Raw genomic sequence first — 13,904 nt, 5'->3', positions numbered from 1 at the left:
GATCGTCCGGCCCGGGAATGAGGCTGACAGGGCGGCTGGCTTGAGACCGGCCGAAGATCTTTCCCGATCGTTCCCGCTTGAACGAAGGGCACGCCCGCGCCAATGCGGAGGGCGAAGATTTCATCGCAAGGATCGGGCGCAGGGATCGGGCACGCGGATCAGGCGCAAGGATCAGGCGAAGGACAATTGCTGAGGAAACCCGCGATGGCCGATCCGACCGTCAACCACCTGTTCGGCCTCGTGCGCACCCATTGTCCGGCCGAGCCGGGCGCCAAGGTCTTCATCGAGACGCCGGACGGCGCGCGCTACACCTATGCCGACCTGATAGCCCGCTCGGGCGCCTACGCGAACGCCCTCCAGACCCTCGGCGTGAAGCCCGGCGACCGGGTCGCGGTGCAGGTCGAGAAGAGTGCCGAGGTGATCTTCCTCTATCTCGGCGCGGTGCGGGCAGGCGCAGTCTTCCTGCCGCTCAACACCGCCTATACCGGACCCGAGATCGCCTACTTCCTCGGCGACGCGGAGCCGGCGCTGTTCGTGTGCGACCCGGCCCGCGAGGCCGACCTGTCGGCGGTCGCCGCGCAGGCCGGCGTCCCGCAACTGCGCACCCTCGACGCCGCCGGGCACGGCAGCATGGCCGAGGCCGCCGACGCGGCGGCGCCCGACTTCGCCGACGTCGTGCGCGGACCCGACGACCTCGCCGCGATCCTCTACACCTCGGGCACGACCGGGCGCTCCAAGGGCGCCATGCTGAGCCACGACAACCTGGCATCGAACGCCCTGACGCTCGCGCAGTACTGGCACTTCACCGAGCGGGACGTGCTGATCCACGCCCTGCCGGTGTTCCACACCCACGGGCTGTTCGTGGCCACCAACATCGTTCTGGCCACCGGCGGCACGATGCTGTTCCTGCCGCGGCTGGATGCGAAGAAGATCCTGGAGCTGATGCCGCGGGCCACCGTGATGATGGGGGTGCCGACTTTCTACACCCGCCTCCTGAAGGAGCCCGGCCTCGACCGGGAGGTGGCGGCTCGCATGCGCCTGTTCGTCTCGGGCTCCGCGCCGCTCCTGGCTGAGACGCATCGGGAGTGGCAGCAGCGCACCGGACACGCCATCCTCGAACGCTACGGCATGACCGAGACCAACATGAACACCTCGAACCCCTACGAGGGCGCGCGGCGGGCCGGCACGGTCGGCTTCCCGCTGCCGGGGGTGACGCTGCGCGTGGTCGAGCCCGAGACCGGCGCGCCGCTCGGCCCCGAGGAGGTCGGGATGATCGAGGTCAAGGGCCCGAACGTGTTCCAGGGCTACTGGCGCATGCCGGAGAAGACCGCCGCCGAGCTGAAGGTGGACGGGTTCTTCATCACGGGCGATCTCGGCAAGATCGACCGCGACGGCTACGTTCACATCGTCGGCCGCGGCAAGGACCTCATCATCACCGGCGGCTACAACGTCTATCCCAAGGAGATCGAGACCGAGATCGACGCGCTTCCGGGCGTCGTCGAATCCGCGGTGATCGGTCTCGCCCATCCCGATTTCGGCGAGGGGGTGACGGCGGTGGTGGTGCCGGGCGAGGGCGCACCCGACGAGGCGTCGGTCCTCGCGGCCCTGGAGGGCCGTCTGGCCAAGTACAAGTGCCCCAAGCGCGTGCTGTTCGCGGCCGAATTGCCCCGCAACGCCATGGGCAAGGTGCAGAAAAATCTTTTGCGCGAGGCCCATGCCGACCTCTATCGCGGCTGACGGCCGGCCTCGTGACGGTTGTGGCCGCGGGCGGTCAAGCGTGGGGCGGAGCGACCGCCGCCGGGTCTTCCTGAACCGACACGGCGCGCACTCGCGGCCCTGGCGCTCTCAAGCCTGTGATGCGATGCTTCGCCGTGCCGGTGATAAGAGCGGGCCGCATGGTTCCGGGGGTGAGCCGTCCCGGCGGCACATCGGCCGCTGCGAGCCCGCGGTGTGTGTCTTGTCCGAACCGCGGAGTTTTCTTCGAACGTGACCAGCAGTACCGAGCAGGACCGGATCGCTGCCGAGCTGGTCCGCGTCTCCGACAGCTCCGATCCGTTCGCCGCCGCCGTCAAGGCGACGCGGATGCCGATGCTCATCACCGACCCGCACCGGGCCGACAACCCGATCATCTTCGTCAATGAGGCCTTCATCAAGCTGACCGGCTACGGCCGCGACGAGATCCTCGGCCGCAACTGCCGCTTCCTGCAGGGGACGGAGACGGATCCGCGCGATGTGGCGCGCATCCGCGACGCGATCGAGCGGCGGGTGCCGATCGAGCTCGAGCTGCTGAACCACAAGAAGAGCGGCGAGGTGTTCTGGAACCGCCTCCTGATCTCGCCGGTCTTCGACGACGAGGGGCAACTCACCTACTTCTTCGCCTCGCAGTTCGACGTCACCCTGGAGCGCGACCGCATGGTGCGTCTCCAGCGCGACCGCGACGCCCTGGAACAGGAGGTCGAGCGCCGCAACGACGACCTCACCCGCAGCGAGCATCGCCTCGAATTCATGCTGGCGGCCGGCCGGCTCGGCGCCTGGAGCCTCGACCTCGCCGAGCGCCGCCTCGTCGCCTCGGACCTGTGCAAGCAGAATTTCGGCCGTCCTCTGGGCGAGCCCTTCACCTACGACGATCTCGTCGAGGCCGTGGTGCCGGAGGATCGCGAACGGATGCAGGCGGCGATGAAGGCCGCCATCGATCGCCGGTCCGATTACGACGTCGAGCACCGCGTCTCGGCGCCCTGCGGCGAGGTGCGCTGGGTGCAGCTGCGCGGCCGGGCCTATTACCGGGCGGACGGGGCGCCGCTCTCCATGGCCGGCATCTCGCTCGACGTGACCGAACGCAAGCGGGCCGATGAGCAGCGCGCCCTGCTCGCCGCCGAGATGAAGCACCGGGTGAAGAACTCCATCGCCACGGTCCAGTCGATCGCCCACCAGACCCTGCGCAACGCCGCCTCCCTGGACGACGCCCGCCGCACGCTCGATGCGCGCCTCAACTCGCTCGCCACCGCCCACGACATCCTGACGTCGGAGGCGACCGCCGGCGTGACCCTGGCCGAGGCGGTGGAGAGCGCCCTGCAGCCTTTCCGGGTCAGCCCGCGCAACCGCATCCGGGTCGGCGGGCCGGAGGTGCGCCTCACCTCCCGCCTGACCCTCGCCATGGTGATGGCCCTGCACGAACTCGCCACCAATGCGGTGAAGTACGGCGGCCTCTCGAACGATTCGGGCCGGGTGATCCTCAACTGGGAAATCGAAGGGACGGCGCCCAAGCGCCTGCTGATGCGCTGGGAGGAACTCGACGGTCCACCGGTCGAGAAGCCATCCCGGGTCGGCTTCGGCACGCGGATGATCGAGCGGGTGCTGGCCGCCGAGTTCGGCGGCGAGGCCAAGATCGATTACCGCGCCCGCGGCCTCGTTCTCACCGTCGAGGCGCCGCTGCCGGAGCGCGAGGGCGGCTGACGGCCGCCTCATCGCCCGATCCGACCCGGATCTTATCGGGGGATGATCCGGCTTCGAGGGAACGGCCAAGCCTGATCCGGGGTTGAACCGCGTCTCACTCAAGGCGCGTCCCTCAAGGCGCGTGCGCCCGACCCCGCCGAGCGATGCCGTCCTCTCCCCCGACCCCGCCCCGTTCCCCTGCGGAGGGCATGGCCTCCGTGCTCTGGACCCTGATGATGGGCGCGGCTCTGGTCGCGCTCGCCGCCGCGCCCCGGCGCCGGCCCGACGAGGAGCCGCCGGAGCAGCCGGAGGCGAAGGAGCACAACGGCGGCGCCCATTCCCACGAAGGCCGTTCCGCCCGCTGGGTGGCGGCGACGCAGCAGGACCGCGGGCGTGCCGCCGACCATCCCGGCGAGATCCCGTCTCCCGGCTGGTGGGACATCGCCACGCGGGTCTACCTGGAATTCAACAAGGACCGGGTGCTCTCGGTGGCGGCGGGCGTGACCTTCTACACCCTGCTGTCGCTGTTTCCGGCGATCGCCGCGCTCGTCACCTGCTACGGGCTGGTGGCCGATGTGAACACGATCAACGTCCACCTCGCCACGCTGCACGGCGTGCTGCCGGAGAGCGCCATCGACATCATCGGCGAGCAGGTCAAGCGGATCGCCGCCAAGGGCGGAGGCGCGCTCGGCTTCACCTTCTTCACCAGCCTGACGCTGTCGCTGTGGAGCGCCAACGCCGCCATGAAGGCGATGTTCGATGCGCTCAACGTGGTCTACGAGGAGGAGGAGAAGCGCAACTTCTTCTGGCTTAACGTCCGCTCGCTCACCTTCACCGCGGGCGCCCTGCTGTTCATCATCCTGGCGCTGATGTCGATCGTCGTGCTGCCGGTGGTATTCAACTTCCTCGGCCTCGGCGACGGCGCCCGCCTCATCGCCATGGCGCGCTGGCCGGTGCTGCTCCTCGTCCTGCTCGGCGGGCTCGCCGTGCTCTACCGCTACGGCCCGAGCCGGGAGCGGGCGCGCTGGCGCTGGGTCGGCGCGGGCAGCGTGGTGGCGGGCCTGCTCTGGCTCGTCGCATCGATCCTGTTCTCCTGGTACGTCGCCAATTTCGGCAACTACAACGAGACCTATGGCTCGCTCGGCGCGGTGATCGGCTTCATGACCTGGATCTGGATCTCGGCGACGATCGTGCTGCTCGGCGGCGAGATCAACGCCGAGATCGAGCACCAGACCGCCCGCGATTCGACCACGAGCCCGCAGAAGCCGCTGGGACAGCGCGGCGCGCGCATGGCCGACACCGTGGGCGCGGCGGCCTGAGGTTCGGACAACATATCATCGGTTCTTGCGCGACAGGGTCGCACTCGTGACAAGCGGTGCCCGGCACCATCTTGCCGAATGAGAAACGAACCGAGGAACGCGACAATGGCCGGATCCGACGTCATCGGGCAAGATCCCGGACTTCGTACGGAAGACGAGTGGCGCGCGACGCTGACACCTGAACAATATCGCGTGCTGCGCGAGCACGGCACCGAGCGGGCCGGCACGAGCGGCCTCAACGCCGAGAAGCGCTCCGGGACCTTCTTCTGCGCCGGATGCGGCGCCCCGCTGTTCGAGAGCGGCACCAAGTACGAGTCGGGCAGCGGTTGGCCGAGCTTCTTCGCGCCGCTCGACGGTGCGGTCGAGACGCAGGTCGACCGCAGCCACTGGATGACCCGCACCGAGGTGCATTGCGCCCGCTGCAAGGGGCATCTCGGGCACGTTTTCGAGGACGGACCGGCGCCGACGGGGCTGCGCTACTGCATGAACGGCGTCGCCCTCGGCTTCGAGCCGGAGGGTTGAACCCAGCGGAATCCATGGGCTTCGTCCCATGAATTCCACGCCTTTTCTGCCTCCAGGCTTGCCGCGCGGTTGTTTCGGGCTCAACACTTCGCCATGAAGGTCCCTTGAAGAAGAGGTTAACGCCCCGGTCTTCGCGAACCGCCCCTGTCCGATACGGTGGGCGGCCGCCGATCCCGCTCCGGATCGGTTTCCCGAAGGCCGAGCGTCCGGGCCGGTCCCGGACCGGTGCATGCCGACCCGCGGAGGGAAGTGAATGAGTGTCGTTCGCCGGTTTCTCGTGGCGCCCTCTCTGGTCCGCCTCCTGCGGAAGGAGCGGGGCGGATCCCGCGTCACCGAGGGCTACTTCGCGCCGCAGGCCGGGCGGACCTCGTTCGTCCGCCTGCAGGGCACCAACTGCTTCCTCGTGCTGATGACCGGAGCCGAGGGCGCGATGGCCGAGGAGCGCACCGAGGTACCGCGCGCCCACGGCGACGCGCTGCTCGACGTCTGCCAGGGCCGGGCCGTCTACGAGCGCACCACGGTTTCCCTCGGCGGCTCGGTCGAGGCGCTGGTCGATCGCTACGTGCGCCCGTCAGGCCTCGACATTGTCAGCCTCGTCTTCCCCGACGCGGCCGCCGCCCAGGGCTTCACGCCGCCGGTCTGGTTCGGCGCCGAGGTGACGACGGACAAGGCCTATGACGGCCAGTCGATCGCGCTGACCGGCGTCCCGACCCCCGGCGACATCCCCCTCAGCAACGCCGCTCTGGACGCGGTGCTCGACCTGATCGAGCCGCGCTTCGGCTCCAATCGCCCGCCCTTCTCCCCGTCGAAGCCGGTGACGCCGTCTCGGGACAATTCGGTCCCGCCGCGCTCGCCCGAGCCGCCGCGTCACCCTCCGATCCCGGAGGCGCTCCTCGCCGCGGCCGTGGCGGAGCCTGCGACGTCGGCCGAGACTAAGTCGGAGGAGCAGTCTCAGGCCGCCGAAGAGCCCCTCCCGGCCGCGGCCGAAGTGGAGCCCGCTCCCGAGGCGCCCAAGGCGGAGCACGCGCCGGCCGAAGAGACCCGGGCCGAGGAGCCGGCGACCGAGCCGGCGGTGCCCGCCGAGGAGGAGGAGCCGGCGCACTCCGAGTCGGTCGAGGCGGCCAAGTCGGACGAGCCTCAGACGGCGGCCGAGCATGCCGAAGCTCCGAAGCCCGCCGCCGAAGCCGGTGAGCGGCTTGCGCCGGATGCACGCATCGACGACGTCATCGAGAGCCTCTCGAAGGCGCTGGGTGCGGCGATCCGCAACCCGCAGGAGCCGGGCCGCGATGAGGACGTGACCGAGGCGTTCGAGCGCTGGCAGGTCCGTCCCCGGCGCACGCAGCAGACCTGACCGGCCGCCGCTCGCAGGGGCCGACAAGAGTTGAGGAAGCCGGCCTCCGCAGGGGCCGGCTTTTCTGTTTCAACCCTGGAGCGTTGGCGGCCCTCCCAGCGCATCGTGCTGGATATCGGATCCAGCACGATGCGCTGGGCTTTTGTTTTTGCATCATCTTTTCCGAAAGCCGCAAACCACCTTTCGGGAGGATGCTCCAGCCGGGGATGGCGCCTCCCGCATGCGCAGCAGAGGTGCGGGAGCAGAACACAAGGCTGAAACCCAAGGCCGGAACTTGGGGATGGCGCCCCGGTCGCTCGGAACCGGCAAGGGCTACGCTTCGTTGGCTGGCATCCAGTCGCGTCCCGCTCGCGCGTAGCGCTGGTTAAGTCCGGATAACAAATGAGGAATCTCCGCCATGAGACGTCTCGCCATCGCCGCCGCAGGCTTGATGCTGTGCCTCCTGCCCATCGCCGGTGAGGCTCAGGCCCAGGGTATTCCGGGCGGCATGCGCCGCGGTGCGGCCGAGGGCGATCGCGTCGCCGGACCGATCGGCGGGATCGTGGGCGGCGCCGTCGGCGGCGCGGTGGGCGGTGTGAACGGCGTGCTCGGCATCGATCCCGGCCGGCGCGCCTACCGCACCCGGATGCGCTCGCACCGCCACGACCATCATCACCGCCGCCATCATCGCCGCTATCGCTGAGGCCGGCTCGCAGCGCCATCGCGCGGGGGAGGGGGCTCCCTCCGCCGCGCGTGCCGGCGCATCAGGGCATCCTCCCCCAGGAGGGCGAGGCCCGAGGCGACGATGATCGCGGCGCCGAGCATGGTCCAGAGGCTCGGCATGTCGCCGAAGAGCAGGTAGCCCAGCAGGACCGACCACAGGATCTGCGTGTAGATGAAGGGCGCGAGCAGGCTCGCCGGCGCCCGCGCATGGGCCAGCACGAGCAGCCAGTGCCCGATCGTGCCGAACAGCCCGACCGCGATCAGCATCGCCCAGACCGTGCCGGAGGCCGGCGCCGTCCAGATCCAGGGCAGGAGCGGGCTCATCACGGCGAGGCCGCCGAGTCCGGTGTAGAACATTGTCGTCGCGGTCGAGTCGTAGGCCGCGAGTTTGCGCGTCACGATCACGTAGATCGCGTAGCAGAGCATCGCACCGAGGCTGAACAGGATGGCCGGCTTGGCCACCAGCGCGTCCGGCCGCACGATGACGAGGACGCCGACGAAGCCCGCTGCCACCGCCGCGAGCCGCATCCGCGACGACCATTCGCCCAGCAGCGGACCGGCGAGCAGCGCGACGGTGAGCGGCGCGGCGAACTGGATCGAGATCGTCTCGGCGAGCTGGAGCGAGCGCAGGGCCAGGAAGTTGAGGGCGGTCGAGCCGAACAGGAGCAGCGAGCGCAGGATCTGCAGCGGCAGGCGCCGGGAGCGGGACACGCCCGGCCGCGTCACCGGATTGATGAAGGCCGTCACCAGCGTGACGTTGACGGCGTAGCGCATGAAGGTGGTGAGCAGCGGATCGACGCCCGTCCCCGCCAGCACCTTGCCCGTGGCGTCGAGGCCGGCGAAGAACACCGGGGCGATGCACATCAGGGCGATGCCCACGAGGCGCCGCGGATCGCGGGCGACCGGTCCTACCGCTTCTCCGGCCTGTCTGGCGGACACGTCTCACTCCCGGTTTCCGGCCCACGTCCGGATCGAGGCCGTAGACCAAGCCGGCGTCCGGCGCAGCCCGATCGGCGCAGGTCTCCTCCTCTGAAGGAAACGAAAGCCCGCTGACTTCAACGGTTTTTGCGCGCCGGCCCCGTCACGCCTCTGCGGCGAAGCCGGCGCCCGGCTCGTGGATCGGGCACCCGTTATGCTCGGCCCGAAAGCGGGCGGAGGCGGGGTAGACGACCCGGCGGGCGCGCATGATCGCGCCGAGCGGCCGATGCGCGGCGAGTGCGTGCCAGGGGTTGAAGGCCAGACCGTCGTCGATCCGCCGCATCTTGTCCTCGCTCCAGGCGTCCTGGCGCGGCACGGTCAGGCGGGCCACCGCGACGTAGGGGCTCCGGTCTTCCGGCCAGGGCTGCGAGGCGTCCTCGACCGGCATCGTCTCCTCGTCGGTGCGCAGCTGCGCCCGCAGCTCCCACACGCCCTCGTTCTCGGCGAAGAAGGCGGTGACCGCCTCGCGTAGGCCGTTGGGCCGACCGTTGACGTTGAGGCTCGCGCCCGTGAGCACCGTCAGCGCGGGCGAGACCGGTGCGACCGCGACCTTGGCGACGTAGGCACCCCAGCGCAGGGAAACCTGGCTGTAGAACGTCTCGCCGAGGATGTGCGTCTCCGGGTGGCCGCCCATCGCGATCAGGGTCGGGCTCTGGGTGCCGAGACCTTCGAGCACCGTTTCGACGCCGCGCAGGATGGCGGAGAACGCCTTCTTGAACACCTGCGGCGTGTCCGTGGTCGCGGCGAGGAGCTTCAGGCTCTTGAGGAAGGCGGCGTCGTCCGGCGCCGTGAAGGCGGGCGCGTCGGCCATCACGAAATCCTGGCTCGTCCCCTCCGCACCCTCCAGGCGCTCTCCCTCGACGCCGACGATCTTCAGCGCGAGGCCGCGCGGGGTCGAGACGCTGTCGTCGAGGATGTCGCCGGGATTGGTGGAGAAGCGAAGGACGGCCTTGTAGGAGCCGGGCTTCTCGAACAGCCCCTGCGCCAGTTCGGGAGGCAGGCCGTCCAGGATGTCGAGCCGGCCGACCAGCAGGCCGTGCGCCTTGGCGTGAACACCCCGCACCGCCCGCCCGTAATCCTTGAACGTGGTCTCCTGGATCTTCGCGAAGGTCGCGAGCATCTGCGCGTGGATGTCGGCCTCGTCGGTGCGCGGCTGCTCGACCGAGGGGTGGTAGGGAATCGGGCTCGCAGCGTTCACGTCCAGCCTCGCGCACGGGTCTCCGGCCTCGCGGGACCGGTCTAGGGCCCAACCGGGACCGAAGAGGGCCGTTCAGCGGCGAGCGGTCAAGTTTGCGCGACCGGTCCGTCGAGGGGAGCGAGGCGGGGTTCGGGCGCCAGCGCCGCGGACGGGCCGGGTCGCCGGGGTCGGGCGAGACGCCGGGCGAGGCCGGGCAGATCGACCGGGCTCTCGCTCTGCGACGCCTGACCGAAGACCCGCCGGTCGAGGCCGGCGATGTCGCGCGCCAGATCGGGCTCTCCCCGCCAGAGTGCGGCGAGATCCGGCTGCGCCTGCTCGGCGCGGCCGAGCGCCGCCCGGAACGCCGCCGCGTCGCCCGAGGCTGCGGCGAGGCGCAGGGCGCGGGCCTGCCCGCGGTCGAGGCGACGGCGGCCGGGGCCGGTGCGGAAGCCGATCAGCGCGAGTCCGAGGCCGAAGGCGGCAAGTGATGCCGCGGCCAGCACCGGCCAGGACGCGGGAGCCGCCGCCTTGAGATCCTCCTCCCGGTCGGCGAGGCCGCCGCCGATCTGGCGGGCCGGAATCTCGGCCTCGCGCTGGGTGCGGGTGAGGGTGTCGAACCAGGGGATCTTGATCGCGTCGAGCGGGATCACCTCCGACACGCCCTTCTTGATGTCCCACTGGTAGGTCGCCCGCGCCACCGGGCCGGAGGGCGTGATGATGGTCTCGCGCTTCACCGGGCCGGCGAAGGTGATGATGCCGCGGGTGCGCATGACCGGGCGCGGCGGCAGCCCTTCGGCCAGCATGCCCTGCGCCTCGACCGTGACGATCCGGCGGGCCGTGTCGCCCTTGTTCAGCGTCTCCGGGTCGGGATCCCAGGAATCGGTGATCGACACGTCCCGCGCCGGCAGCCACCAGGGCTCGGCCGCGTCGGGGCCGCCGGTCGCCCCGGTCCAGGCCGCGACCGGGAAGGGCACGGGCTCCGAGCGGACGTCGATCTGCTTGCGCTCGCCCCCGTCGTTGATGGTGAGGCGGTGGATGAACGGATCGATGGTGAAGGTCCCCGTATGCTGGGGGAAGATCGCGATGGTGCGCTCGAATTCCAGCGCCATCTGACCGTCGGGCAGCCGCGTGCGGCCCCAATGGTCGCGGCCGAGCTGCGTCCAGGAGAAGTTGACCAGCGGCGGTTGGCGCATCTCCTCCAGCAGGATCTGCGTGCGGTAGACGCCGCGCAGGCGCAGCAGCACCATCTCGCGGGCATAGGGCTGGGTCCCGTTGGGGAGGTCGGGCGTCACCGTGAGGGTGAGGTCGCCGGGCTCGATGGCGCGGGCGGGCGTGAGGACGGCCAGCAGGATGAGGCAGAGCGCCGCCAACACTCCCCTCTCCCCTCTGCGGGAGAGGGTGGCCCGCGAAGCGGGTCGGGTGAGGGGAGCGCCCTTTCCGGAGAGACCTGAGCCGGCCCCTTTCGCGCCTGCTCCGCAGGCACCCTCCCCCGCAGAGGGGAGAGGGGTGTTCGCGCGGCGCCGGAGAACGTCGAAAAGAATCACCACGGGTTGCTGCCTCCCGGGATGGCGGTGCCGGCCTCGATGCGGCGGGCCTGCTCGGCCTTGAGGCGCAGCTTCAGGAAGCGGCCGGGCTCGTCCGGCAGGGTCTGGAGCCAGAGCCGGTCGGGATGAATCTCGTGGGCCTCGAAGCTTTTCGTCACCCGCCGGGCCTCGCGCTCGGGCGCGGCGGCGACCATGGCCGAGCCGGCGCCCTGGCGCCCGCGGCCGGCCGCGTCGCTCGCCGAGCCGCGGGCCTGACCCTTGCCGGAATCGATCGCCTGCTGCTCCGCCTTGCCGCGCCGTGCCACCGGGCTGGTGCCGGGCAGCGAGGCGGACGAACTCGCCTCCTTGTTGCCGGCCAGACCCTCGCCGCTGGAGGTGGCGCGGATGTCGTCGTTCTGGTCCTGGTTGGCGGTGTTGTTGTAGCGGGCGCCATACTGGGCCGAGGCGTTGGCGATGCCGCCGCCCTTGCCGCGGTCGATCTCCTCTTCCAGCGCCCTCGCGATCAGCGAGCGGTTGGCCTGCGCGTCGGCGTCGCGCGGATTGTAGGTCAGCGCCTCGTCGTAGGCGTCGAGCGCGCCCTTGAGGTCGCCGGATCGGGCGAGCGCGTTGCCGAGGTTGTAGGCGCCGCGCTTGCCCTGCGCCCGGAACATCGGAATCGCCTCGCCGTAGCGCCCGGCCTCGTAGAGGGCGGCGGCCCGCCAGGCGGGCACCTCGAACACGTGGAGGGCCGCGCTCGGCAGCCCGACCGCCATCAGGAAGCGGCCCAGCGTCGTGCGCGGCTCCGACACGAGCAGCAGGCCGAGGATGCCGATTCCCGCGAGCGCGAGGCCGGCAATGCGCGCGAGCCGCCGCCAGTTGCGCGGGAAGGCGATGGGAAGCGCCCGCCGGAGGGGCGTCGCTCCGGCAAAGAGCCGGGAAGGAGCGGGCGCCACCATCATGCGCTCCGACGGAACAGGAGAAGGGCCGGCACCAGCGCCAACAGCAGCAGCCAGCGGCCGAAATCGGCGAAGGCGAGCACGCCGAAGCCGCCCGCAGCGAGATGCTGCGCGGTCGAGGCGCCGACGCGGTCGAGCACCGCCTGCGGGCTGTCGATGTCGGCGGCACGGCCTCCGCCGGCCCCGGCGAGCCGGTCGAGGGCGGCCCGGTCGGGGCGCGGCGCGCCGGGCGGCAGTGCCTTGGCGGCCGGCACGAACAGGGCGTGGAGCTGCCAGCCCTTGTCCCTTATCGCGGCGGCCTCGCGCTCGGCGGCCTGCCCGATTCCGTCGCCGTCGGAGATCAGCACCACGTCGGCGGCGACGACATTGGCCTCGGCGAGCGTCCGACGGGCGAGCGCCAGCCCGCGCTCCGGATGGCTGCCGCGGTCGGGCACGGTGTCGGCATCGAGGGCGAATAGAGTGGTGGCCAGCGTCTCGCGGTCGTTGGTGGGCGAGAGGGCGGTGTAGGCGTCGCCGGCAAAGACGATCAGCGCCAGCGAGCGGGTGCCCGCGGCCTCCGCCACGGATTGCGCGGCCTGCCGCGCCTCCTTGAAGCGCCCGCCCTCGGTGACGGAGCGGGATAGGTCGAGCACGACCACCGTGGCATCGAGGTTGCGGAAGGTCGCCGCTTCCGGCCGCTCGACCGCCGGCCCGGTGAGCGCCAGCGCCAGGATGCCCGCGGCGAGCGCGGCGGCGAGGTTGGCCTGTCGCCGTCCCCCGAGCAGGGCGCCGCTTCGGGCGAACAGCGCCATCAGGTGGGGATCGACCGCCTTGCTCCAATCGCCCAGCGGCGCCGAGCGCCACGCCGCGCGCAGAGCCAGCACGGCCACGACGGGAAGCGCCAGGAACCAGAGCGGGCGCAGGAGGGTGAGGGATTCGATCATATTCTGCGCCGCGTCGCCAGAAGCCCGCAGGCGCACAGGAAGGCGAGCGCCGCCGGCCACGGCCAGAGGTCGCGCCGCAGGGGCAGCGGCGGCGCCTTGGCCCGTCCTCCCTCCAGTTCGTCGATGGCGTTGGCGACGGCCTCCAGGTCGTCGGTGGTCTTCACGCGGAAGGCGCGGCCGCCGCTGGTCTCGGCCATGGCCCGAAGGGTCTCGACATCGACCACGTCCTGCTCGTTGTTCGGGTTGTCGGCCATGTCGATCGGCCCGAGCGCGATGGTGTAGACGCGCACGCCGAGGTCTTTTGCCAGAGCCGCCACGTCCTTGGGCGCGGTCTGGCCGGCATTGTTGGCGCCGTCCGAGAGCAGCACCACGACCTTGTCGCGGGAGGGGGGCGGACCGCCGCCCTCCGCATTCGCCACCTGGGCCGGCGCGAGCCGCTTGAGGGCGAGGCCGAGCCCGTCGCCGATGCCGGTGGAGCGCCCGACCAGACCGATCGTCGCCTCCTCCAGGGTGCGGGCGACCGCCGCCGTGTCGAAGGTGGGGGCGGCGGCGACGTAGGCCTGATCGGCGAACTCGACGAGGCCGATGCGGTCGCCGGCCCGGCGGCGGATGAACTCGGCGCCGACGCGCTTCACCGCCGCGAGCCGGCTGACGGTCTCGCCGTCGAGGGAGAAGTCCTTGCGCTCCATGCTGCCCGACAGGTCGAGGGCGAGCACGATCTCGCGGGCCGAGGCCGGCAGCGCCAGGGCGGGCAGGACGAGGCGGGGGCCGGCGAGCGCGACCACGAGCGCCACCCAGAGCGTGCCGATGAGCCAGAGCCGCCGCCGTCCGCGGGCGGCGATGGACTCGGAGCCTTCCGCACCCCGGACGAGGGTGGGCGGCACGCGCAGCGCGCCGCTGCCGCCCTCGCGCTCCGGCGGGATCAGCCGGGCGGCGAGCGGCAGGGGCAGGAGCAGCAGGGCGAGCGGCGTCGCGAAGTCGAAGGCGGAGACGAGGGCCGTGAACCAGGCGGGCATCGAGG

The 13,904-nt window shown here is 71.2% G+C and carries 12 protein-coding genes; 6 read left to right on the top strand and 6 right to left on the bottom strand.

All coding sequences use genetic code 11. From position 1 onward, the window contains the following. Window positions 1-204 precede the first annotated feature (204 nt). The 6 genes from MPPM_RS04400 (at window position 205) to MPPM_RS04375 (ending at window position 7,306) form a co-directional block, all read left to right on the top strand. Window positions 205-1,737 (top strand): malonate--CoA ligase, encoded by a 1,533-nt coding sequence (locus tag MPPM_RS04400; RefSeq protein WP_096484006.1) that lies wholly within the window; start codon window positions 205-207, stop codon window positions 1,735-1,737. Between the two features lie 249 nt (window positions 1,738-1,986). After that, the gene (locus MPPM_RS04395) at window positions 1,987-3,453 is read left to right on the top strand and encodes an HWE histidine kinase domain-containing protein (RefSeq protein WP_096484005.1); all 1,467 of its coding nucleotides are present in this window, start codon (window positions 1,987-1,989) and stop codon (window positions 3,451-3,453) included. A 143-nt stretch (window positions 3,454-3,596) separates the two neighbouring features. Further along, the gene (locus MPPM_RS04390; protein ID WP_096484004.1) at window positions 3,597-4,751 is read left to right on the top strand and encodes a YihY/virulence factor BrkB family protein; all 1,155 of its coding nucleotides are present in this window, start codon (window positions 3,597-3,599) and stop codon (window positions 4,749-4,751) included. Between the two features lie 105 nt (window positions 4,752-4,856). After that, complete coding sequence (gene msrB, locus MPPM_RS04385) at window positions 4,857-5,273, top strand: peptide-methionine (R)-S-oxide reductase MsrB (protein WP_096484003.1); 417 nt, start codon at window positions 4,857-4,859, stop codon at window positions 5,271-5,273. Window positions 5,274-5,526: 253 nt separating this feature from the next. Further along, window positions 5,527-6,624, top strand: a complete 1,098-nt coding sequence (locus MPPM_RS04380; protein ID WP_096484002.1) for a CYTH domain-containing protein — start codon at window positions 5,527-5,529, stop codon at window positions 6,622-6,624. Window positions 6,625-7,021: 397 nt separating this feature from the next. Then, the gene (locus MPPM_RS04375) at window positions 7,022-7,306 is read left to right on the top strand and encodes a hypothetical protein (RefSeq protein WP_096484001.1); all 285 of its coding nucleotides are present in this window, start codon (window positions 7,022-7,024) and stop codon (window positions 7,304-7,306) included. Here the strand turns inward: MPPM_RS04375 and MPPM_RS04370 are convergent. The 6 genes from MPPM_RS04370 to MPPM_RS04345 form a co-directional block, all read right to left on the bottom strand. After that, on the bottom strand, window positions 7,297-8,265 hold the full coding sequence (locus MPPM_RS04370; protein WP_096484000.1) for a DMT family transporter: 969 nt from the start codon (window positions 8,263-8,265) through the stop codon (window positions 7,297-7,299). The two genes, MPPM_RS04375 and MPPM_RS04370, sit on opposite strands and share 10 nt — an antisense overlap. Window positions 8,266-8,407: 142 nt before the next feature. Then, on the bottom strand, window positions 8,408-9,502 hold the full coding sequence (locus MPPM_RS04365; RefSeq protein ID WP_096483999.1) for a catalase family protein: 1,095 nt from the start codon (window positions 9,500-9,502) through the stop codon (window positions 8,408-8,410). An 86-nt stretch (window positions 9,503-9,588) separates the two neighbouring features. Beyond that, window positions 9,589-10,851: a hypothetical protein gene (locus MPPM_RS04360; RefSeq protein ID WP_244573467.1), complete on the bottom strand. Its 1,263-nt coding sequence runs from the start codon at window positions 10,849-10,851 to the stop codon at window positions 9,589-9,591. A 170-nt stretch (window positions 10,852-11,021) separates the two neighbouring features. Then, complete coding sequence (locus tag MPPM_RS04355; RefSeq protein WP_096483997.1) at window positions 11,022-11,960, bottom strand: tetratricopeptide repeat protein; 939 nt, start codon at window positions 11,958-11,960, stop codon at window positions 11,022-11,024. After that, the gene (locus MPPM_RS04350) at window positions 11,960-12,883 is read right to left on the bottom strand and encodes a vWA domain-containing protein (protein WP_096483996.1); all 924 of its coding nucleotides are present in this window, start codon (window positions 12,881-12,883) and stop codon (window positions 11,960-11,962) included. The genes MPPM_RS04355 and MPPM_RS04350 overlap by 1 nt, the downstream gene beginning before the upstream one ends. Further along, window positions 12,880-13,899 (bottom strand): VWA domain-containing protein, encoded by a 1,020-nt coding sequence (locus MPPM_RS04345; RefSeq protein ID WP_096483995.1) that lies wholly within the window; start codon window positions 13,897-13,899, stop codon window positions 12,880-12,882. The genes MPPM_RS04350 and MPPM_RS04345 overlap by 4 nt, the downstream gene beginning before the upstream one ends. Window positions 13,900-13,904: the final 5 nt, after the last annotated feature.

It is taken from the genome of Methylorubrum populi (assembly GCF_002355515.1).
In the GTDB taxonomy this organism is placed as follows: domain Bacteria; phylum Pseudomonadota; class Alphaproteobacteria; order Rhizobiales; family Beijerinckiaceae; genus Methylobacterium; species Methylobacterium populi_A.
The sequence above is the reverse complement of the archived record's forward strand: the minus strand, read 5'-3'. Positions and strand labels throughout refer to the sequence as shown.

Coding starts and splice junctions, on each gene's coding strand:
- MPPM_RS04400 (WP_096484006.1), top strand. CDS start 205: ATGGCCGATCCGACCGTCAACCACCTGTTCGGCCTCGTGCGCACCCAT.
- MPPM_RS04390 (WP_096484004.1), top strand. CDS start 3,597: ATGCCGTCCTCTCCCCCGACCCCGCCCCGTTCCCCTGCGGAGGGCATG.
- msrB (WP_096484003.1), top strand. CDS start 4,857: ATGGCCGGATCCGACGTCATCGGGCAAGATCCCGGACTTCGTACGGAA.
- MPPM_RS04380 (WP_096484002.1), top strand. CDS start 5,527: ATGAGTGTCGTTCGCCGGTTTCTCGTGGCGCCCTCTCTGGTCCGCCTC.
- MPPM_RS04375 (WP_096484001.1), top strand. CDS start 7,022: ATGAGACGTCTCGCCATCGCCGCCGCAGGCTTGATGCTGTGCCTCCTG.
- MPPM_RS04355 (WP_096483997.1), bottom strand. CDS start 11,960: ATGGTGGCGCCCGCTCCTTCCCGGCTCTTTGCCGGAGCGACGCCCCTC.
- MPPM_RS04350 (WP_096483996.1), bottom strand. CDS start 12,883: ATGATCGAATCCCTCACCCTCCTGCGCCCGCTCTGGTTCCTGGCGCTT.
- MPPM_RS04345 (WP_096483995.1), bottom strand. CDS start 13,899: ATGCCCGCCTGGTTCACGGCCCTCGTCTCCGCCTTCGACTTCGCGACG.